General features: G+C 29.9%; 22 protein-coding genes, 3 tRNA genes and 1 pseudogene. 7 read left to right on the forward strand and 19 right to left on the reverse strand.

Annotated features, from left to right (window positions below; genetic code table 11):
- Nucleotides 1-155: 155 nt before the first annotated feature.
- The 5 genes from KJQ99_RS03870 to KJQ99_RS03890 all read right to left on the reverse strand — a co-directional run bounded on the left by KJQ99_RS03870 (nucleotide 156) and on the right by KJQ99_RS03890 (nucleotide 2,197).
- Nucleotides 156-461 carry a thioredoxin family protein gene (locus KJQ99_RS03870; RefSeq protein ID WP_214150084.1) on the reverse strand — a complete coding sequence of 102 codons (306 nt, stop codon included), beginning with the start codon at nucleotides 459-461 and terminating at the stop codon, nucleotides 156-158.
- A complete protein-coding gene (locus tag KJQ99_RS03875) occupies nucleotides 448-1,836 on the reverse strand; it encodes a cation:dicarboxylate symporter family transporter (protein ID WP_214150085.1) in 1,389 nt (462 codons plus the stop codon). The genes KJQ99_RS03870 and KJQ99_RS03875 overlap by 14 nt, the downstream gene beginning before the upstream one ends.
- Nucleotides 1,837-1,944: 108 nt before the next feature.
- A tRNA-Asp gene (locus tag KJQ99_RS03880) sits at nucleotides 1,945-2,021 on the reverse strand.
- Nucleotides 2,022-2,037: 16 nt separating this feature from the next.
- Nucleotides 2,038-2,113: transfer RNA gene (locus KJQ99_RS03885), tRNA-Val, on the reverse strand.
- Between the two features lie 8 nt (nucleotides 2,114-2,121).
- Nucleotides 2,122-2,197: transfer RNA gene (locus tag KJQ99_RS03890), tRNA-Lys, on the reverse strand.
- 223 nt (nucleotides 2,198-2,420) lie between these two features.
- Here KJQ99_RS03890 and phsA point away from each other — a divergent pair.
- The 3 genes from phsA to nrfD are packed head-to-tail and all read left to right on the forward strand — an operon-like array spanning nucleotide 2,421 to nucleotide 6,203.
- Nucleotides 2,421-4,679: a thiosulfate reductase PhsA gene (gene phsA, locus KJQ99_RS03895; protein WP_214150086.1), complete on the forward strand. Its 2,259-nt coding sequence runs from the start codon at nucleotides 2,421-2,423 to the stop codon at nucleotides 4,677-4,679.
- A 2-nt stretch (nucleotides 4,680-4,681) separates the two neighbouring features.
- Nucleotides 4,682-5,248 (forward strand): 4Fe-4S dicluster domain-containing protein, encoded by a 567-nt coding sequence (locus tag KJQ99_RS03900; protein WP_214150087.1) that lies wholly within the window; start codon nucleotides 4,682-4,684, stop codon nucleotides 5,246-5,248.
- Nucleotides 5,241-6,203, forward strand: coding sequence for an NrfD/PsrC family molybdoenzyme membrane anchor subunit (gene nrfD, locus KJQ99_RS03905; RefSeq protein WP_214150088.1), 963 nt, complete (start codon nucleotides 5,241-5,243; stop codon nucleotides 6,201-6,203). The genes KJQ99_RS03900 and nrfD overlap by 8 nt, the downstream gene beginning before the upstream one ends.
- A gap of 23 nt (nucleotides 6,204-6,226) precedes the next feature.
- Here nrfD and KJQ99_RS03910 read toward each other — a convergent pair whose 3' ends face one another.
- A complete protein-coding gene (locus KJQ99_RS03910) occupies nucleotides 6,227-6,883 on the reverse strand; it encodes a hypothetical protein (RefSeq protein WP_214150089.1) in 657 nt (218 codons plus the stop codon).
- Between the two features lie 188 nt (nucleotides 6,884-7,071).
- Between KJQ99_RS03910 and KJQ99_RS03915 the strand changes: the two genes are divergently transcribed.
- Nucleotides 7,072-7,599 (forward strand): hypothetical protein, encoded by a 528-nt coding sequence (locus KJQ99_RS03915; RefSeq protein ID WP_214150090.1) that lies wholly within the window; start codon nucleotides 7,072-7,074, stop codon nucleotides 7,597-7,599.
- Between the two features lie 298 nt (nucleotides 7,600-7,897).
- Here KJQ99_RS03915 and KJQ99_RS03920 read toward each other — a convergent pair whose 3' ends face one another.
- From KJQ99_RS03920 to ilvC, 13 genes are all read right to left on the reverse strand, one after another.
- Complete coding sequence (locus KJQ99_RS03920; protein ID WP_214150091.1) at nucleotides 7,898-8,770, reverse strand: RsmB/NOP family class I SAM-dependent RNA methyltransferase; 873 nt, start codon at nucleotides 8,768-8,770, stop codon at nucleotides 7,898-7,900.
- Complete coding sequence (locus KJQ99_RS03925) at nucleotides 8,770-9,654, reverse strand: tetratricopeptide repeat protein (RefSeq protein ID WP_214150092.1); 885 nt, start codon at nucleotides 9,652-9,654, stop codon at nucleotides 8,770-8,772. Before KJQ99_RS03925 ends, KJQ99_RS03920 begins: the two co-directional genes overlap by 1 nt.
- Before the next feature lie 73 nt (nucleotides 9,655-9,727).
- Nucleotides 9,728-10,333 carry a tetratricopeptide repeat protein gene (locus tag KJQ99_RS03930; RefSeq protein WP_214150093.1) on the reverse strand — a complete coding sequence of 202 codons (606 nt, stop codon included), beginning with the start codon at nucleotides 10,331-10,333 and terminating at the stop codon, nucleotides 9,728-9,730.
- Complete coding sequence (locus tag KJQ99_RS03935; protein WP_214150094.1) at nucleotides 10,330-11,109, reverse strand: tetratricopeptide repeat protein; 780 nt, start codon at nucleotides 11,107-11,109, stop codon at nucleotides 10,330-10,332. The genes KJQ99_RS03930 and KJQ99_RS03935 overlap by 4 nt, the downstream gene beginning before the upstream one ends.
- 16 nt (nucleotides 11,110-11,125) lie before the next feature.
- A complete protein-coding gene (locus KJQ99_RS03940; protein WP_214150095.1) occupies nucleotides 11,126-11,893 on the reverse strand; it encodes a tetratricopeptide repeat protein in 768 nt (255 codons plus the stop codon).
- Nucleotides 11,894-11,918: 25 nt separating this feature from the next.
- On the reverse strand, nucleotides 11,919-12,785 hold the full coding sequence (locus KJQ99_RS03945) for a tetratricopeptide repeat protein (protein WP_214150096.1): 867 nt from the start codon (nucleotides 12,783-12,785) through the stop codon (nucleotides 11,919-11,921).
- Nucleotides 12,786-12,817: 32 nt separating this feature from the next.
- Nucleotides 12,818-13,585, reverse strand: coding sequence for a tetratricopeptide repeat protein (locus tag KJQ99_RS03950; protein WP_214150097.1), 768 nt, complete (start codon nucleotides 13,583-13,585; stop codon nucleotides 12,818-12,820).
- 16 nt (nucleotides 13,586-13,601) lie between these two features.
- On the reverse strand, nucleotides 13,602-14,258 hold the full coding sequence (locus tag KJQ99_RS11040) for a tetratricopeptide repeat protein (protein WP_214150098.1): 657 nt from the start codon (nucleotides 14,256-14,258) through the stop codon (nucleotides 13,602-13,604).
- A 23-nt stretch (nucleotides 14,259-14,281) separates the two neighbouring features.
- Nucleotides 14,282-14,788: a tetratricopeptide repeat protein gene (locus KJQ99_RS03960; RefSeq protein ID WP_214116347.1), complete on the reverse strand. Its 507-nt coding sequence runs from the start codon at nucleotides 14,786-14,788 to the stop codon at nucleotides 14,282-14,284.
- Between the two features lies 1 nt (nucleotide 14,789).
- The gene (ruvX, locus tag KJQ99_RS03965; RefSeq protein ID WP_214119608.1) at nucleotides 14,790-15,164 is read right to left on the reverse strand and encodes a Holliday junction resolvase RuvX; all 375 of its coding nucleotides are present in this window, start codon (nucleotides 15,162-15,164) and stop codon (nucleotides 14,790-14,792) included.
- On the reverse strand, nucleotides 15,164-15,943 hold the full coding sequence (locus KJQ99_RS03970) for a DNA-processing protein DprA (protein WP_214150099.1): 780 nt from the start codon (nucleotides 15,941-15,943) through the stop codon (nucleotides 15,164-15,166). Before KJQ99_RS03970 ends, ruvX begins: the two co-directional genes overlap by 1 nt.
- Nucleotides 15,918-16,961: a divergent polysaccharide deacetylase family protein gene (locus KJQ99_RS03975; RefSeq protein WP_214119605.1), complete on the reverse strand. Its 1,044-nt coding sequence runs from the start codon at nucleotides 16,959-16,961 to the stop codon at nucleotides 15,918-15,920. Before KJQ99_RS03975 ends, KJQ99_RS03970 begins: the two co-directional genes overlap by 26 nt.
- Nucleotides 16,961-17,980 (reverse strand): ketol-acid reductoisomerase, encoded by a 1,020-nt coding sequence (gene ilvC, locus KJQ99_RS03980; RefSeq protein WP_214150100.1) that lies wholly within the window; start codon nucleotides 17,978-17,980, stop codon nucleotides 16,961-16,963. The genes KJQ99_RS03975 and ilvC overlap by 1 nt, the downstream gene beginning before the upstream one ends.
- A 99-nt stretch (nucleotides 17,981-18,079) precedes the next feature.
- Between ilvC and KJQ99_RS03985 the strand changes: the two genes are divergently transcribed.
- From KJQ99_RS03985 to KJQ99_RS03995, 3 genes and pseudogenes are all read left to right on the forward strand, one after another.
- A complete protein-coding gene (locus KJQ99_RS03985) occupies nucleotides 18,080-18,898 on the forward strand; it encodes an HDOD domain-containing protein (RefSeq protein ID WP_214150101.1) in 819 nt (272 codons plus the stop codon).
- Nucleotides 18,891-20,801, forward strand: a complete 1,911-nt coding sequence (locus KJQ99_RS03990) for an RNB domain-containing ribonuclease (protein ID WP_214119601.1) — start codon at nucleotides 18,891-18,893, stop codon at nucleotides 20,799-20,801. Before KJQ99_RS03985 ends, KJQ99_RS03990 begins: the two co-directional genes overlap by 8 nt.
- Nucleotides 20,794-21,130 (forward strand): annotated as a pseudogene (locus KJQ99_RS03995) (hypothetical protein); the annotation flags it as partial. The gene KJQ99_RS03990 and the pseudogene KJQ99_RS03995, both read left to right, overlap by 8 nt.

Genomic DNA, 21,130 nt, shown 5'->3' on the forward strand with positions numbered 1-21,130 from the left:
TATCAGTATTACAAATATATAAAACTAGATTATTTTTGCTTAGATTATTTGCTAATTCTTTTAAAAGAATTTCAATTTCGCTATTTTTAGAATATATATAAAATCCATCAAAATTCTGTGAAAACACATTGTTAAGTGATGGATTTTTAAACATTTTAAAGCTTTAAAACGCCTTCTTCAATCAAAGAAATTGAGTGCGGCTCAACCACTCTTGTATGCACTTCTTCTCCATTTTTTAAAAAAAGTATCGTAGGAATATGGCGAATACTCAAATCAGCTCTTATATTTTCATCTTTATCAACATTTACATGGTAAAAATTTATATTAGTATATTTTTGACTAAGCTCTACCAAAAACGGCTCAGCAATCTTACAATCCCTACACCAAGGTGCTCCAAAAGCTATAACACAAGTTGCATTATCTTTAATATCTAAATATTCTTGATAATTAATCTCTTTCATTGTTTAAATCCTTATATTCATTTTTATTTAATGTTTTTAACTCGCTATCAGTCGCAATCGCTGCAATCATAGCACCATTTACATTGCTCATAGTTCTTACCATATCTATAATAGGGTCAATTGCAAAAATCACACCTAGTAAATAAAACTTATCCCCAAGTCCAAGCCCTGTAATCATAATAGAAGCTGCTACAATTGAAATTCCAGGAATTCCTGCGATGCTTAAAGACCCAACAAGAGTAATTATAATAATTAAAACTGCACTAGATAAATCAATGCTAAGCCCTGCACTATGCATAATAAACGCAGCCACAAGCCCTACATAATACCCAGCACAGCCACTCATTCCTATAGTAGCACCCAGCCCTGCTACGAAGTTTGCATTGTTTTCACTAACGCCTAATTTAGTATGAAGTGTGCGAATGGTAATCGGTAAAACACCCGCTGAACTTCTTGAAGTAAAAGCTAATAATAGCACTTCAAACGCTTTTTTATAATACACCATAGGAGATAAGCCGTGAAATGCTAAAATGATAGAAAATACAACAATCATTAAAATTCCACTTGCATAAGTTAATATTATAAATAACCCAGCTTCTTTCATAGCTGCAACTCCATTTGCTATTAGCACATTTGCAATCATCGCAACAACAGCATAAGGCATTAGTTGGATTATATTTGTAATTACATTCATAATAATTTTGTTTATAAAAATTACTAGGTTTTTATAGGTGCTAAATATTTCTTTATTTTCTTCTTTTGTGCCTATTTTTCTTGCACCAAGAGTGAATAAAAATGCTACTAAAATTACTCCTAAAATATTATTATTTGCAAAAGAATCTATGATATTATTTGGCATTAAACCTAATAAAATTGAGCTTAGGGTTCTAGCTTCTTTTATAGTTTTTGAAGTTTGCACTACAACATCACTTCCTAGATTAAATATTACACCTAGACTAAGACCTATAGCACTTGCAATTGCAGTAGTTATTAAAAGCCAAAAAATACTTCTACTAAGAATAGATGAAATTTTTATTCCACCTTCAAGCTTTAATAAAGATGATGAAATTCCAAAAAATACAATAGGAACTATCATAAGTTTTAACAAGCTAATAAAAATACTTACAACGAAAGAATACCAAATTCTAGTTTGCTCAAGCCATAAAATTTCTTTAGAATTTGCAGGATAATTTGCCAAATATTGAGCTAATACACCCAAAATAACGCCTAAAAATAGTGCCAATGTCATTCTTTTTGCAAAACTTATAGTATATGCTAAACGATTTAGCCAAAAGCATAATATTAAATAAACTAATACAAAAGTAATTGATAAAGGCTCTGAAAGTGTAAAAAAGTTAATGAAAAAATCTTTCATAATTCTCCTTTAATATTTTTTTAAGAGATAGATTTTATCCTAAATAAATTAAGAAATAAAAATATTAAAAGAGAGAACTATTGTTTAAATTTTTAAAAGAAAGGGAAATGGCGCGGCGGACGGGGCTCGAACCCGCGACCTCCGGCGTGACAGGCCGATATTCTAACCAGCTGAACTACCGCCGCAACCTAGTTTAAGAAATGGTGGTCGCTATAAGACTCGAACTTATGACATCCACCTTGTAAGGGTGGCGCTCTACCAACTGAGCTAAGCGACCAAGATTGATGGTGTCCTGTGCTGGATTCGAACCAGCGGCCCCCTCATTAAAAGTGAGATGCTCTACCTGCTGAGCTAACAAGACATTAAAATATTTGTGAAAGGTTGAATAATACAAAAAAAATTTTTAATTGTCAAGAAAAATCTAAAAAATTATATTTTAATTCAAGAATTTGGCATAAAAAATAAAAAGAATTTAAATTCCGATAATTTAAAATAAAATATATTATAATTTTATAATTTAATTAAAATTTTTAAGTATAATTTAATTAAATACTTTGAAAGTATTTGTATTTTAAGGAGTATTAATGCAAAGAAGGGAATTTTTAAAAGGCTCTGCATTTTTAGGTTCATTAGCCTGTATTAATCCAGTTTTAAGTGCTAATGCCTTTACAAACGGGGATAAAAAAAGTGTTTTTTCGGTTTGCGAGATGTGTTCTACTCGCTGTCCTATTGAAATAAGCGTTAAAGATAATAAAGGTGTATTTATTAATGGTAATCCAAAATTTAGTGCAAATAAAACAAGCGTATGTGCAAGGGGTGGAGCAGGAATTAATCAATTATATGATAAAAACCGCCTTATTAAGCCTTTAATTCGTGTAGGTAAGCGTGGGGAAAACAAATGGCGTGAAGCTAGTTGGGACGAAGCTTTAAACCTAGTTGCAACAAAGTTAAACGAAATAAAAGAAAAGCACGGAGCTAGTAGCGTAATATTTACAAGCAAAGCCGGAGAATCTCACACTCACATGAGTAATTTTGCCTGTGCTTACGGCAGTCCTAATATATTTTCACATTATTCAAGCTGTCCGATTACTTATAATATGGTTTTAGAGCATACTTATGGCGGCGGCTTATCAAGAGATTTTGCTAATGCAAAATATATTGTAAATTTCGGACATAATTTATTTGAAGGTATAGTAATAAGTGATGCTAAAAAACTAGCTAAATTTGCAGCTGCAAGTGATACAAAACTACTTGTCCTTGAGCCTAGATTTAGCGTAGTTGCTGCTAAGGCTGATGAGTGGCTACCTATTAAGCCAGGAACTGATGTGGCATTTTTAATGGCATTAATTCATATTTGGCTAAGAGATGAAAAATACGATAAAGAATTTGTAAATGAATATTGCATAGGACTTGATGAACTTAAAGCTAGTGTAAAAGATACAAGCCCTAAATGGCAAGAAAGTATCACTGGAATTAGTGCTAATACTATTGAGCGAATTGCCGATGAAATCTATAAAGCTGCTCCTAAAGTAGTAATTGATTGGGGACATAAAACCACTACTACTTATGCAGAATATCAACGCACAAGAGCTATTGCAATAGCAAACGCTTTAATGGGAAATTACGAGAAAAAAGGTGGCATTCACACTAGCAAAAATACAAATACTTTAAATAAAATCATAGGCGAAGATATTTTCCCTACTCTTGATAATCCTAGCAATGTTTTTAAGGTTCCTAACACTCCTAGAATTGATGGTGCAGGTGAAGATGGAAATAAAAACTATTTTGTATCCAGAAAACACGGAGTTTTAATGGATATTGCCCCTGCAATACTTAGCAAAAAGCCATATCCTATTAAAGCTTGGGTAAATACTAGGTTTAATCACTTAGTAAATGTAGCAAATGTAAATGAGAGTTTAAAGGCTATAAATGAGCTAGATTTTATAGTAAGTATTGATATATATTTAAATGATTTTAGCAATTTAGCTGATGTGGTATTACCAGAAAGCTCATATTTAGAGCGAGATGAGAGCATTGCAACTATAGGAAATGGCTATTATATGAGAAATAAAGCCGTAGAAGTTATAGGCGATACAAAAAGTGGTTTTGATATTTTTAGAAAACTAGCAAATATGATGAAAATTGATGAGCTTTATACTTATACGACAATAGATGAGTATAGAATGCAACAAGCTAAAGGCAATGTAGATTTACTAGCAAATCTTAAAAAAGATGGCATAGTAACTTATAAAGTCCCTAGTTTTTATTTAAGAGAGCCAAAAACCATAAAAGAATTTGCTAAAACTTATCCGCAAATTAAAGATAAAATTGATAGTAATGGCGAACTTAGTTCGCTAATTAACTTTAAGACACCTAGTAAAAAAATAGAGCTTTTCATAGAAAAAGTTGAAAACTTATTCCCAACTCACGGCTGTTTAAATACAACTGATTATGATGTGTTTAAAAATCATGAATTTTGTCTAACAAGTGGCAAAACTCCAATTCATACAAACGCTCATACTCAAAATATCCCAATTTTAAATGAATTAATGAGTGAAAGTCCTGTGTGGATAAATGAAACTAAGGCTAAAGAATTAGGCTTTAAAGATGGCGATTTAGTATATTTAGAAAATGAATTTGGCAAAATCCAAGTAAAACTTATGCTAACTCAAGGAATTCGTCCTGATACATTGTTTATTTATCACGGATTTGGTCGTAATACTCCAGCACTTAAAAACATTCACGAAATAGGTGCAAATGATAGCATAGTGCTAGGTTCAAGAAGTGGTTATGTTTGTAGCACAATGGTTACAAATATAGGCGTAGATATTAAAAGGGCTTAAAGATGAAAAAGTTTGTAATGATTCACGATGAAAATTTATGTATAGGTTGCGAGGCTTGTAGCGTAGCTTGTAAAAACGAAAATCAAATCCCAAGTGGGGTTTTTAGAGTGCAAGTTCATGCGAAAATGAAGGGAGTTTTTCCAAATCTTCAAACAGATTTTACAAGGGCAAGTTGTGTAATGTGCGAAGATAGCCCGTGTGTAAGCGTATGTCCTACTGGAGCTAGTTTTAAACTAGCAAATGGAATAACATTAATTGATGAAAATTTATGCGTATCTTGCAAATACTGCATATTAGCCTGTCCTTATAATGCAAGATTTCTTAATCCTATCACAAAAGCAATTGATAAATGCACTTTTTGTTATCCAAATAGAGTAAGCGATGGTTTGACCCCTGCTTGTGTTAGCGTATGTCCTACTGATGCACTAATTTTTGGGGATATAAATGATAGCAATTCAGAAGTCAATAAAGTCTTAGCAAGTAAAAGCGTTGAATATCCTAAAGCTCATTTAGGCACTAAACCAAAACTAGGTTTTATAAAAAATACAAAAGGAGGACGCTATGAATAATATGGCAGGAAGCTTAATGCAATATAATGAGATTTATTGGCCTTGGCCTATTGCACTATATTTGTTTTTAGCAGGGCTTAGTGCTGGGTGTTTGATGGTTTCATTAATAGTAAAATTTAATAGATTTACACATAATACTAATAGTATTTGGGACGCTACGATTAAAGCAGGAGCGTTAATTTCTCCACTTGCTATTAGCTTGGGGCTTTTGCTTTTGATAATTGATTTAGGCAAACCACTTACATTTTATTTATTGCTAATAAAATACAATTTTACTTCGGTTATGACTTTAGGTGTTTTATTTTTATTAGTTTATACACCTTTAGCATTTTTATACGCATTAATCATTTTTGAGCGTGAAATAGGGCTTTATTTTAGGTTCTTAATTCCTATTACAAATTCCATAAGAAAAATGGCTAATTTTGCAAAGATGATTGAATATGTATTGTTTTTCTTAGCTTTATGTGTTGGTGCTTATACGGGATTTTTATTAAGTGCGATTTCTAAAATCCCTTTATGGAATACTCCTATTTTACCATTGCTTTTTGTGGTTTCTGCGTTTTCTTGTGGAATAGCTGCAAATATACTTGTGGGAATTTTATTTTTTAAAGCTCATTTAAATAAAGAAAACATAAAGTATTTATTAGTTTTAGATTTAAGAGCAATAATGCTTGAAATCCCTATCTTACTTTTGCTTTTTGTAGGAATGTATTATAGTGGGGGCGAGAGTTTAATATCGCTTAAGGCTATTTTTTCTCATGAGTTTTATTCAAAATTATTTTGGTTTGGAGTGCTAGGAACAGGGCTTGTTTTACCTATTTTAATAGCCCTAACCGCACTTAAAAACCACGCCTATAAACCTGCATTCATAATAATAAACTCTCTTGCTGTGCTAATTGGCGTAATAATGTTAAGATTTTTTATCGTTTATGCAGGACAAGTTTGCATTAGCTAAAGGTTTTTCCTTTAGCTAAGCTATTATTTAACGCTATAAGTTACAAAGCCTTTATTTGTATATACGCTAAATTCCACAACATCAGAACAATCAAATATGCCAAATTGTTTAGTTTCACCAAATTTCATTGGCACTTTATAATCATAATAATATTTCCCATTGTATTTTTCTTTAGCAACTTGTTTTGCTTTTTCACAATTTTCAATATATTTTTTATTTTCTGTTTTTTCTACTCTTTCATTTATGTTTTTATAATCTTCGCTTTTACCACCTATATCATATTTATACTCATAACTACAATTTTCTTTGCTTAGTTCTGCCCATTTAATTAAGTTTTCGCAATAATCAATCCAATTTTTATTTAATATTCCAGCATTACATATTTTTGGTGGAGTTTCATCAGATATTAAGTTATCGCTTAAATTGTATTCATCATGTTCTTTATTCCAATCTCTTACTTCACAAGTACCACGATTTGCTGTAATTTTTTTAATTTCAATATCATCTTTAGTTGTTAGACTTAAAATGTGTCTTATCGTAATATATTTACCGAATCCTTTTGTTTCAGTTTCAATATCAAACTTAAACGCATCTTGACTTAATTCTTTTTTTTCATCAGAACAAGCACTCATAAATAATGCCACGCTACAAAACAAACTAGCTGTTAATAATTTTTTCATTAATTCTCCTTTTGATTTGGTTTAAAGCCTAATGCTTTGCATTATGCTTTTTGTAAAATCAGTATAATACCCCCCCCCAATCTTAAGTTTTACTTAATTTGTATTGGCTACATATAATTTATTTAGCTAAGCTAATTGTTTAATGAGTGTTTTTATACTATTTGCTGAATATTTTTTAAGGAGAATTTATGAATAAGTTAATTTTAAGTGTTGCTTTAGCTTCATCGCTTTTTGCTACTACATCGTGTGATAAGGTTTTAAATAAACTTGATGAGCAAATCACAAAAGTTCAAAATCAAAAAAAGGCAAATCCAGAAAGGTTAGAATATTTAAAAACACAAAAACAAGAAATCAGCAAAAATTGTGTAGATGGTAAAATAGATAATGAAAAATTAAAAACCATCAAAGCTGAAACTAAATATGATTACGAGAGTAAAAAATTAGAAAAAAGCCAAGCAAAACTAAATGCTAAAAAAGAAAAAGTTGAAGATAAATACAAAGATGATTTAGAAAAAATCAAAGCTAAAAAAGATAAAGAAGCTAAAAAATTAGCTGATAAAGAAGAAAAAGAATTAAAAAATAAAGCTAAAAAAGAAGCTAAAGAATTAGAAAATAAAGTTGATGATAAAGTAGAAAAAGTTGAAAAAGAGCATAAAAAATCAGAAAAAAAGCTTAAAAAACTTGAAGAAAAACTAAAAGAACAAACAAATAATTAAAACTTTCCCTAAATACTATTAAGTATTTAGGTTTTAACTAACTATTGTAAAAACACTAATTGCCAATCCAAATAATTAAAATAGCTAATTAGAATATTTTGCAGTTGATTAGGCAAGGCAGATTATTAAAATAATTTATTTTTTATAAGATTTTGTTATGTATTGATTAAATATCTTATCGTTTTCTTACTTTTAAGTCTTTTTAATACTATTAATCTATCTATGTAGTTTTTATAATTTAAACTCACTAATTAGCTCAATATTTCTTAGAATATTACAAATTTATTAGCAAAATAATTTAGCCTAATTTCCTTAATTTTGCTATGAAAAAGCCTGAATGTGTGTTGGTTGGCTTTATGCGATAAGTTTTATCAAGTCTATCATCACTATATTTTTCATCGTAATTACTTAGTCCTTGTAAATATTCGCAAGGCAAATGAATTTCTAAAAGTTCTATATTAAATTTAGAATTAAGCGCATTATAAATCACTGCTTCGTTTTCATAAAAATTATGCGTGCAAGTGCTATAAACTAGCTCCCCACCTATTTGTAAAGCTGTTAGGGCAGAGTTTAAAAGCTTTTTTTGAGTAGTGGCGATTTGCTTTATTTCTTTATGGCTTTTTGTGATAGAAAAATCGTGCATAAATGTGCTACAAGGAGCATCAAGCAATATTTTGCTAAATCGCTCGGGCGTTTTACGACCTATCAAAATACCATCGTGATTATAGGTTTTTGCTTTTACGCCGTAGTTTGCTAGGATTGTTTTAAGCTTATGAAATCTTTTGCTATTTAGCTCATTTGAGCTTAGATTTTCACAATTGTCGCTAAAATTAGCTAGATTTATACTCTTACCCCCTGGAGCAGCACACATATCCAAAATAATATCGCTTGAGCTAACATTTAAAGCCTTAGCGCATAAATAGCTTGAATAATCTTGTATATAAATACCGCCATTTATTGCTAAATCGTGAGTTGAAATTCTTATTTTAAATTCTTGATTAAAAATATAAAAATTATTATCTAATTTTGTAGGCGAATACTTACTAAATACACTTAAAAACTCTTCTTCATCGCATTTAATAGAGTTTATAAATACTCCGAAATACTCCAAATCAATTGGCTTTTTAAAGCCATAAATCTCGTTAAAATGCTCGGTATGATTAAATATCATTAATATCCTTGCTCGTTTAGTTTTCTATACTCATCGCAACCTTTTTGCTCGCCTAAATCACAAGCTTTGCCATAATATTCTTTTGCCTTTCTTTTATCTTGTCTAACGCCTTGTCCGTTATAATATAAAGCCCCTAAATTAAAGCAGCCCATAGTATCATTACTATTGCAAGCTTTAATATAAAGCTCTTTTGACTTAAAGTAATCTTGTTTTGCCCCAAGCCCTTTGCTATATAAAGTTCCTAAATTAGAACAACTCCCAGCATCATTACCATTACAAGCTTTCACCCATGCATCTTTTGCTTTAAAGTAGTTTTGTTTTACTCCTTGTCCATTTAAATATAAAAGTCCTAAATTAAAACAACCCTCAACATTTCCGGCATTACAAGCTTTAGTGTAAAATTCTATAGCTTTTGAATAATTTTTCTTTACACCCTTTCCATTAGCATATATTAAAGCCAAGTCAAAACACTCAAAGGCATTTCCGGCATTACAAGCTTTAGTGTAAAATTCTATAGCTTTTGAATAATCTTGTTTAACTCCAAGTCCATTTTTATAAAATAATCCTACTGTAGTGCAACCTAGCACTTCTCCGCCATTACAAGCCTTAATATAAAATTCTCTTGCTTTTATATAATCTTGCTGTGTTCCAAATCCATTATGATATAAAATTCCCAAACTAAGGCAACTAGTAGTTCGGTCGTTTTTGCAAGCTTTAATCCATTCATCATTGGCTTTTTTATAGTTTTTACTTCTAAAATATTCTATTCCTAATTTTTCACAAGATTCATAATCATTTTGATTACATTTATTTGCCAACTCTTCAAGCTCATTTGCACCTAAAATACCAGCACCTAAAAGTACTAAACATAATAATTTTTTCATAATATTTCCTTAAGATAATTTTTGTTTTTATAATCTTGTTTATTAAATTTTTAGTGAATATTTAAAATCATTTTTAATACCCCAAATCTTTTAATATTTCATAATTTTCGCAATTATCAATAAGATATTTAAACTCGCAAAACTTTGCAAAATACTTTTTTGCCTTAGCATAATCTTGCTTGCCCCCAAGCCCTTCGCTATACAAAAAGCCTAAGTGATTACAAGATGACTCTACTTCTTTATCACAAGCTTTAGCGTAAAGCTTTCTAGCCTTAGCATAATCTTGCTTAACTCCACCAAAGCCATTAGCATAAAAAAATGCCAAAATTGAGCAATGTTGAATCGAACCTTCGTTGCAATGCTTGGCACTAAATTTAAAAGTTTTGTGGGTTAATTCTGATTGCGTTTTAAACTCATCTTTAAAAAAGCTGCTTAAATTAAATATCCCACTTATATGTAAATTATACAAGTATTCACACCCAGTACTATTACCACCCTTGCAAGCCTTAATCCAAATATCCCTTGCTTTAGCATAACAAGCTTGTTGATAATATTCGTTCCCTAAACTAACACAAGCATTTAAATCTTTTTGATTGCACTTAGTTTTTAGCTCTTTAATTTCTAAAATATTTGCATTTAAACTTAGTCCTAAAAGAAATAAACATAGTAATTTTTTCATTTTACTTCCTGATTGAAGATTTCTTCTTCATTTATTTCTAATTCTTCGCAGTACTCAGGACTATAACGACAAACATCGGCTAAATATTTTTTTGCTAAATTTAAATCTTGCTTTACCCTATCGCCATTTTTATACATCAAAAACAAACGCTCACAGCTTGGGAAATATCCGTTATCACAGGTTTTTTTATAAATCTTAATCGCTTCTTTATAATCTTTTATTTTTTCATATTCGTATATTAATTCCTCACATTGATATGGTCGGTCATATTCACAAGCTTTTTTATAATATTCAATCGCTTTTTTATGATCTTGCTTAACCCAAAAACCTGTAGAATACTTATTGCCTAAACTTTTGCAAGCATTCGCTACTCTATTGTCACAAGCTATTTCATAAAACTGCATAGCTTTTTTAATATCTCGCTTTATACCACGAGCTTGTTCATAAAAAAAACCTAAATAATCACAACTTGAAAAATACCCACCATCGCATGCTTTTGTGTGTAATTTAAAGGCTTTTTTATATTTTTTATGATCTTCATACTGCCCAGCTAGTTTGTAGCAACTTTCTAAATCATTTTGAGCGCATAATTTTTCATATTTTAGTGTATCTAAAAGATAGCAAGATGGGTGATCTTTTTCATCACATTTGCTTTTTAGTTCGGCTTCATTAAGTTTAAAGCAGGTTTTATAATCTACATTTAAGCATTCCTTATTGTTTTCATTTGCAACTAAAATACTTATACTAAAAAATACTAAAGATAATAATTTTTTCATATTTTATCCTACATATTTATTTTATAATTTCTTGTTGGTTTAACATTTCTAGCTTATCACAAGCTACGACGCCTTTATATCGGCATGTAAGACTATAATATTTTTTTGCCATATTTATATCCTGCTCTACATTTTCGCCGTTTTCATACATTATTCCTAAGCGTAAGCAGGCATTATTATTTTTAGCATCACAAGAAATTTCATAAGCCTTAATAGCATTGTTAAAATCATCTATTTTTTCATATTGCCAAGCTAATTTTTCACACCTTCCTTTATTATACTCGCAAGCTTTTTTATAATATTCAATCGCTTTTTTATGATTTTGCATAAGCCAAAAACCTTCAGAATAAATATAACCTATACTCTCACACGCTAAATATTCTTTGTTATCGCAAGCTATTTTATAAAAATGTATCGCCTTAGCAATATCTCGCTTTATCCCACGAGCATGTTCATAAAAAAAGCCTAAAAAATCACAACTTTGAAAATACCCACCATTACATGCCTTTGTATGCAATTCTATAGCTTTTTTAAATTTCCAATCACTCTCATATTCGTTAGCTAGTTTATGACAAGATTCATAATCGTTTTTGTTGCAATTGTTATCTAACTCAATTAGTGTTAATAAAAAACAAGCATGATAATCTTTATTATCACATTTACTTTCTAAATTCTTATCATTTATCTCGTAGCAAGTTTTATAATTCATATTTAAACATTCTTTATTGGTTTTATTTGCAAATAAACTCATACCTACAAGCACTAAACATAATAATTTTTTCATTTTATTTCCTTAAAATTTCTTATTATTAATATCCTTGCTCGTTTAATTTTCTATACCAATAACAACTATTCTGACCGCCTAAATCACAAGCTTTGCCAAAATATTCCTTAGCCTTTGTTTTATCTTGTTTTACACCTTTGCCTTTATAATACAAACTGCCTAAATTAAAACAACCATTAGGTAACCCATCTTCACAGGCTTTAGTAAAAAGCTCTTTTGCCTTAATAGGATCTTGTTTTACTCCATACCCACTGCTATATAAAACACCTAAATTATAACAACCAACACTTTCTCCACCATCACAAGATTTAGTATAAAATTCGCTTGCCTTTAAATAATCTTCGCTTGTTCTAATCACCCCTTTGCTATATAATAATCCTAAACCATAACAACCTTCAGTAAATTCATCATTACAAGCTTTAGTATAAAGCTCTTTTGCTTTATCATTATCTTGCTTTACACCATTTCCGTTAGCATATAAATTTCCTAAATTAACACAGCCAACAATACTTCCCGCATCACAAGCTTTGGTAAATAACTCTTTTGCTTTTATATAATCTTGTCTTATTCCAAACCCTTCACTATATAACAACCCTAGATCAGAGCAAGTCGTAGCATCTTCATCACAAGCCTTAATAAAATATTCTTTTGCTTTAGCATAATCTTGATTTATAAAAAAGTAAAATTCACCCAAGCTAAGGCAACTAAGAATTTGTCCGCCATCACAAGCCTTAGTAAAATATTCTTTTGCTTTAGCATAATCTTGATTTTTAGCATATTCTACTCCTAAATTAAAACAAGCTTCAAAATCCCCTTGATTACACTTACTCTCAAGCTCATTTGCACTTAAAATACCAGCACCTAAAAGCATTAAACATAATAATTTTTTCATTTTACTTCCTTTAAATTTATCATTTTTATTTATCAAAACCCTTGCTCATCTAATATTTCATAATGACTACAGCTGTTGTGTTCGCCTAAATCACAAGCTTTTCTTAAGTATTCTTTAGCTTTTCTTTTATCTTCTCTAACGCCTTGCCCGTTATTATATAAAGCCCCCAAATTATAACAACCCATAGCATCGTTACCATCACAACCTTTAGCATAAAGTTCTATTGCTTTTGCATAATCTTGTTTTGCTCCAAATCCATTTGCATACACAACCCCTAAATTAGAGCAACCACTAGCGTTTTCACCATCGCAAGCTTTAGTAAAATATTCTTTTGCTTTTATGTAATCTTTTTTTACTCCAAATCCATTTGCATATAAAATTCCTAAATTAAAGCAACCCGTAGCATTTCCGTTATTGCAAGCTTTGGTATAAAACTCTCTTGCTTTAAAATAATCTTGCTTTATTCCAAGTCCTTTTTCGTATAAAAACCCTAAATTAGAGCAACCCATAGTATCCCCATTATTACAAGCTTTAGTATAAAACTCTCTTGCTTTTGTATAATTTTGTTTTACTCCAAATTCATTCGCATAAACAACCCCTAAATTATTGCAACCCGTAGCATTTCCGCTATCACAAGCCTTAGTAAAATATTCTTTTGCTTTAGTATAATCTTGATTTTTAGCATATTCTACTCCTAAATCTGAACAAGCTTCAAAATCCCCTTGATTACACTGACTCTCAAGCTCATTTGCACTTAAAATACCAGCACCTAAAAGTGCTAAACATAATAAGTTTTTCATTTTATCTCCTTTAATGTCATTGCTTATTTATTTTTTTATACAGCAAACAACTAGTATGTTCTCCATAATCACAAGCTTTTTTAATTAATTCAATAGACTTTTTAATATCATTTTCATATAAACTTGATAAAGCTAAACAGCTTTCTCCATTTTTATTATCGCAAGCTTTAGTCCATAATTCTTTTGTTTTTTCAATATCTTTTGCAACGCCAATTCCAGAATAATACATAAAGCCTAAAAATCCACAAGCACCAAAATCTTGTAGTTCGCAACTTTTAGTATAAAATTCTCTCGCCTTATTTAAATCTTGTTTTATGCCATCTCCTTCAAAATACATAGAACCTAAATTTGTGCAAGCAAAAGTATGTCCACCATCACAAGCTTTTGTGTAAAACTCACTTGCTTTTTTTAAATCTTGTTTTACTCCATTTCCTTGTTCGTAAGATAATCCTATATTAAAACAAGAAGAAGCATCTTTACCTTTACAAGCCTTAATCCATAATTTATTTGCTTTTTTAAAATCCTGCTCTACATCTTCGCCACTTGCATATAAATATCCAAGAGCATCACAAGCTTTATAATCGTTTTTATTGCAAGCTTTTTCTAATCCACTAATATCAACTGCACCTAAAACACTTGCACCTAAAAGTGCTAAACATAATAATTTTTTCACCTTACTTCCTTTAAATTTCTAATTTAATTTTTCAAATTCTCAATACTTTTACAAGCTCTTTCATCACCTAAATCACAAGCTTTTTTTAAATATTCTTTAGCTTTTTTATCCTTATATAAAAATGATAAAAAATAACACCCAACAGCATAATTATGATTACAAGATTTGGTATAGAATTTAATAGCTTTTTTCTTGTTTTGTTGCGTTCCAATCCCATAAGCATTCATAAAACCTACTGCATAACAAGCTTCATATAAGTTATTTTCACAAGCTTTAGTATAAAGATTTATGGCTTTAGTATAATTTTGCTTAGTTCCTATTCCACTCTCATATAAAAACCCTAAATCATAACAAGCTTGCATATTTTTATTCTTACAAGCTTTAGACCATAAATTATAAACTTGTTTTAAATCATTTTCGTATTCAATTGGCTCTTTTGTAAAATCAATATTTTTAAAAATCTCAAATCCTAAGTCATAATCATTTGCTAACAAAACTTTAAATATAAGCAAACAAACGAGCTTTTTCAATTTAAATTCCTAAATAATCCTTAAGCAATAAAAATGCTGCAATGCTATCTTGTTTGCCATCTTTTTTTTTGCTACTAATAATTTTTGCTGCTTGTTTGCTTGTAAAACTTTCATCGTGATAGACTATATTACTAAACTCAATTAGTTTTGAAAAATGCTCCACTCTTCTTCTCATCTCATCTTCAGCACTACCACCCATTGGAATTCCTATTACAATTTTAGTGATTTTGTGCTTTTTGATTAATTCTTTTACTTCTGTGGCTGCTTGATTGCGATTTATTCTAATTATTGCAGGTTGGGGCATAGGAATTTTCATTATGCTAATTGCAACGCCAATTCGTTTAAGTCCTAAATCAAGTGCAAGTATATTTTCCATTAAACACTCCTAACTAAAACTCCATCAATTATTATTTTTCCATCAAGTTCATAATCATATACTAATTCGCCGTATCGCTCTAAGGCTTCATCAAGATTTGCTCCGTTTTTGCAAAATTCTAAAAACTCATCGTAGTTTTGAGTGTAGCATTTTTGAACGCTGAAGTATTCTTGCATTTGTGCTACGAAAATATCAATATCATAAATTATTTTTGCCTTATAGTTTGCGATTAGCTCGTTTGTGCCATCACTTTCTCCTATTCTTTGGGCTAACACATAAATATCTTTTCCATATTCTAGGGCGTGTTTTGCTGAATTTAATGAACCGCTTTTAAGGTCTGCTTGGGTGATGATTAAAATATCTCCAAGAGCTACTACAAGGCGATTTCTAGCTAAAAAATCGTGTTTTAATGGGATATGATTTGGCTCGTTTTCGCTTAGCGCTAGGGCGTTTTCATATATTTGTTTAATGATTAATTCATTGCTTTTTGGATAGATTTTATTAAGCCCATTTGCAAAAATTCCTATATGATAAGGCAGGCTTGCTTTTGCACTTTCAATATCTACTCCAATTGCTCCACCACTTACTACGCAAATACCTATTTGGCTTAGTTTTTGTGCTAGTTTAAAGGTTAGATTTTTTGTATAAACGCTCATTTTTCTAGAGCCTACTATACTTATTTTAGGCATTTTTAAAAGTTCTAAATTGCCTTTATAATAAATCTTATTAGGCGGGTTTTTAAGAGTATTAAACTCATTTATAATCGTTGTATATATCATCTATATAAACTAGCTCAACTTTAGAAAAGTCATATTCGCTAATTGCTTTTAGGCTATTTTTGTGTGGGTGTGCTATGGCTATTGCTCTTTTGTGTTTTAGGGCAAATTCCACTGCTTCATCTAGCTTTTTGCGAATATCATTTAAATCTTGTGAATTATCTAAAAATACATTTCTGTGTATATAAAATTGATTAAATTCTTTTGCAATTGTAGGTGCTTTTGTGTTGGCACTAGTCCTTGAATCAACGAAAATCAAATCATATTTTTTCAATGCTTTAAATAAATTTCTCATAGCGTTTTCATCTTCGCTAAATAATGAGCCTGTATGATTGTTTAGATATTTTAGATTTGGAAAAGCGATTTTGATATTTTTAATCCTATTTTCAATCGCTTGATAACTATCACTTGGAGTAAGGGTTAGCGGCTCTTCTTTATTAAACTTTAAAGCCCTTAAAGGAAGGTGTATCATAAAAGATTTAAATTCTTTTGAATATTTATTAGTGTCTGGGTGATTGTTTGTGTTAGGAAAAAAGCTCGGAGTGATTTTTTTACCATTTTTAATAATTTTTTTGATTTCTTCGCTTTGTTCTTTTGTCGCAACATCATCAATAATAATTGCTAATTTTGCCTTAATATTAGTAGCACTTGCTAAAGCACCAAAGGCTGAAGTTTCTTTAGTATCAAAACAAGTTACGCTAGTTACCTTACAATTATCATCATTTTTTTCTAAATCCATATTAGCAAATATATCACTAAAATTTTGATTTAAATTCTTTTCCTTATCAATGCTTTTTTCATTTTTATAATTATTTATAGCATTTACTATTGTTTGCGGTTTTGGTTTTTGAATTTCTTTTTGAGTTTTTATCTCTTTAGTTTCGCTAATTTGCTCTTTACTTTCGTATATATTTAAATATACTAAAAGCCCTATGCCAAATAATAATAAAAATAAAAAAATTATTTTAAGAGTTTTAGCAAAGCTAGAATTAGCTTTGCTTTTTTGCTTTTTTTTAGCCATTAATTTTTATCTTGTTGAACTAATTTGCTTTTTTCAATCCAAGGCATCATTTTGCGTAATTTAACGCCAGTTTGTTCTAAAAGGCTGTTTTTAGTAATATTGCGTCTTGCATTCATTTTTGGATAATTTGCACGGCTTTCTAAGATGAAATCTTTTGCAAATGTGCCATCTTGAATATCTTTTAATACTTTTTTCATAGCTTTTTTGCTATCTTCGTTTATAACTTTTTCGCCTGTAATATAATCGCCGTATTCAGCTGTATTTGAAATAGAATATCTCATATCAGCAATTCCGCCTTGATACATTAAATCAACGATTAATTTCATTTCGTGTAAGCACTCAAAATATGCCATTTCAGGCTCATATCCAGCTTCTACAAGTGTATTAAATCCTGCTTCAATAAGTGCAGTCAAACCTCCACAAAGCACTGCTTGTTCGCCGAAAAGGTCTGTTTCTGTTTCGTCTTTAAATGTAGTTTCAATTATAGCTGTGCGTCCGCCACCAATTGCACTTGCATAGCTTAGTGCTAGAGCTTTTGCATTACCGCTTTCATCTTGAGCAACTGCTATTAAATCAGGAACACCGCCACCAATTACGAATTCATTTCTTACCGTATGACCTGGTGCTTTAGGTGCTATCATTATAATATCTACTCCTTTTGGAGCTACAATTTGTCCGTAATGAACATTAAATCCGTGAGCAAATGCTATAGCTTTTCCTTCGCTTAAGTTTGGTTTAATTTCGCTATTAAAAATTTGAGCTTGAAATTCATCAGGAGTTAAAATCATAATAACATCAGCTTTTTTAGTCGCATCAGCTACGCTTAAAACTTCAAAACCTTTAGCACGAGCTTTATTAGCCGAGCTTCCTTCTCTTAGACCAATTACAACTTTTACACCACTATCTCTTAAGTTTTCAGCGTGAGCGTGTCCTTGTGAGCCAAAACCAATAATCGCAACTATTTTGCTTTTAATTAAACCTAAATCGCAATCACGATCATAATAAACATTTACTGCCATATTTTTCCTTTTTCTTTTGATTTAATTAAGCAAATTATAACTATTTTAGTTACAATCTAATAAAAAAATATCAAATTTTATTTACTTAAAAGGTTTATTATGCAAGATTTTATTAGTAAAAGAATAAAAAGCCTACCTCCGCTTAATGAAAGCACTTTAGAAATTCAAAGAATTTGTAATGACGAAAACTCATCTTTAAAAGATTTAGCAAAAATAGTTGAAAAAGACCCAATGCTAACTGCAAATATTTTAAAATCAGCAAATTCGCCTTTATACGGATTTTCAAGAGAAATTAGTAGTGTTGATAGGGCTGTTAATTTGTTTGGAATGACAACTATTAAAGGATTTGCTTTAAATGCAGCTGTTAAAAACTCTTTTAAAATCAATTTAAGTGCTTACAATATGAATGAAGCAATGTTTGCAAAAATCTCAACCATGCAAAATTCATTAGCAATTAACTGGCTTAATAGAAGTGCAGACAATACTAAAAAAGTTGTAATTCCAGCGTCATTTTTATTAGAAATTGGCAAGATAGTTATATCTTCTGAATTAGTTGAAACAAATAAAGCAGAAGAATTTAGAAATGGATTAAGTGATTTAAGAAATATTAAAGAATTAAGTGATTATGAAAAGCAATTTTTAGGAATGAGTAGCGAAGAAGTAACTTCTATGATATTTGATAAATGGAATCTTGAAGTTGATATGATTGATGCGATTTTTTATAGTGTAAATCCAGAAAATGCAAGTAATGATATAAAAAAGAATGCGATTGCATTAAATATAGTTTCAAATCTTATTAATATTTTTGGATTTTTTAATGAAGAAATGATGGTTCAATGTGTATTAGACGCTAAAAATAATGGCTTATTAGGAGATAAATTAATAGACGCTATTAAAGTAGTAGAACAAGATGCTTGAGTTTTTAGAAAACATTAGGCAAGGTTTTAATAAGCTTAATGCTAATTCAAAACAAAAAGAAATAATTAAAGTCTTATTAACAGAAAAAATAGTAAGCGAATACAATAATAAAATCTATTTTAATAATGGATTTTATTATGGCAAAATGGATATAAATTCTAAAGGCGATGGATTTTTACAAGCGTCGTTTTTAGAGCGAGATTTACTTATAAAATCAAAAGACTTACATTCAGCAAGATACGGCGATATTGTAATTGCAAAAAAGATTAAAAAGCAAAAAGGTCGCCCAAGTGCTGCTGTAATACTTGTCTTAAAAAGAGAAGAAGAATTTTCTTTAGTTATTACTCAAATGCTAAAAAATGTAGTATTTGGAAAATGCTTTAAAACAGGACTTTTAAGACAACTTAGTGTATCTCAAAAATCATTAAAAGCCTTACCTGTTGGCACTATTTTAAAGATTGATAATGCAAGTTCAAATGTAGTAGAAGTGCTAGGGCATATTAGTGATGAAAAAGTAGATGAAAAAATCTCTATGGCTTTATTTAATAAAACTGAAGAATTTGATAAAGCGTGTTTAGATGAAGCAAATGCTTATAGTGGCAGTGTTGATGCTAGTTTTTATCCTGATAGACTTGATTTAAGGCATTTGCCATTTTGCACGATAGACCCAATTCACGCAAAAGATTTTGATGATGCTATTTATTTTGATGAAAAAAATCAGATTTTATATGTAGCAATTGCTGATGTAAGCGAATATGTAAGGGCTTTTAGTGCTTTAGATAACGAAGCTTTAAAGCGTGGATTTAGTATATATTTTCCACATAAAAGCATTCCTATGTTACCAAGAGTTTTAAGTGAAGGAATTTGTTCTTTAAACCCAAATGAAGACAGGCTTTGCTTTGGTTTTAAAATATATTTTGAAGGTGCAAAAGTAATAAAAGAAGAAATTTATGAAGGCATAATTAATTCAAAAAGAAGATTTAATTACGATGAAGTAGATGAGTATTTAGACAAAAAAACTGATTTAAAAGAATGCAATTATTTATATTCTTTAAATGAGCTTACAAAAAAGATAAGAAACGCTAGATTAAATAAAGGTTTTAATTTTTTAACAGAAGAGCTAAGAATGGAGATTGATAGCGACTGGCAAATTACTAAGACCTATTACGAGCAATCAACAAGGTCTCATCAATTGATTGAGGATTGTATGCTACTTGCTAATAAAGCAGCGGCTAAAATGTGCCCTGATTTAGCTATTTTTAGAAATCATCAAAGCCCAAATTACAATAAAATCGCTGCTATGTATGAAGAATTGCAATTATTAGGACTTGATTTTAGTGGTGGAGAAAATATCTATGAAAATATCAAAAATATTCAGAGCTTAGCAGATGAATTAAATATCCGTGCTGAAGTAGATAAAATCATCATTCGTTCATTTAAAAAAGCTGAATATGGACACGAAAATAAAGGGCATTTTGCATTAGGATTTGAAAGGTATTCGCATTTTACAAGTCCTATTAGAAGATATTCGGATTTGATTTTGCATAGATTATTAAAAGCTCTTATGAAAAATCAAGATAAGCTATTTACATACCTTAGCACGAACCTTGAGAATAAATGTTTTGAAGTTAGTAATCTTGAAAGAGAAGCTGATAAGGTGGCAATGGATTTTTGTGATAGGGTTTATGCAAGATATTTTCATAAAAATATTGGTAAAAGATTTTATGTAAAAATCACTAAAAACGAAGATATTACAATAGGTGTTTTAGATGATGAGTTTAAAGGTGCAAGGATATTTATTGCAAATCCTAATGTAACTTTATTTTCTAGGGTTTTAGTTGAGATTTATGAAGTAGATTTAATAAGCGCTAAGGTTTTTGCTAGGATAGTTAAAGATGTATGAAGCAGAATTTAACAAAATAAAAAACAATCTTCCTAATGCCTTTATGCTTTATGGGGCGTGTAGATTAAGTATATTTATAAACTTAGAAATTATAAAAAGTCTGAAAAAATACGATGAAAGGTTGATTTTAAGAGATAGCGATTATAAATTAAATAAAGCTGTTGATTTTTTAAGTGAGAGTTCGTTATTTGCTAGTTCTAAGCAATTGATTTTGGAATTTGAAAAAGGAATTTCAAGTAAGGATTTAAAAGAAATTATAAAGCATATTAATAGTGAAAATCAATTAATATTAGCTATTTATGATGGAAAAGCTTTAAAAGATTTAGAAT

The organism is Campylobacter sp. 2018MI13 (assembly GCF_018501135.1).
Taxonomy (GTDB): domain Bacteria; phylum Campylobacterota; class Campylobacteria; order Campylobacterales; family Campylobacteraceae; genus Campylobacter_E.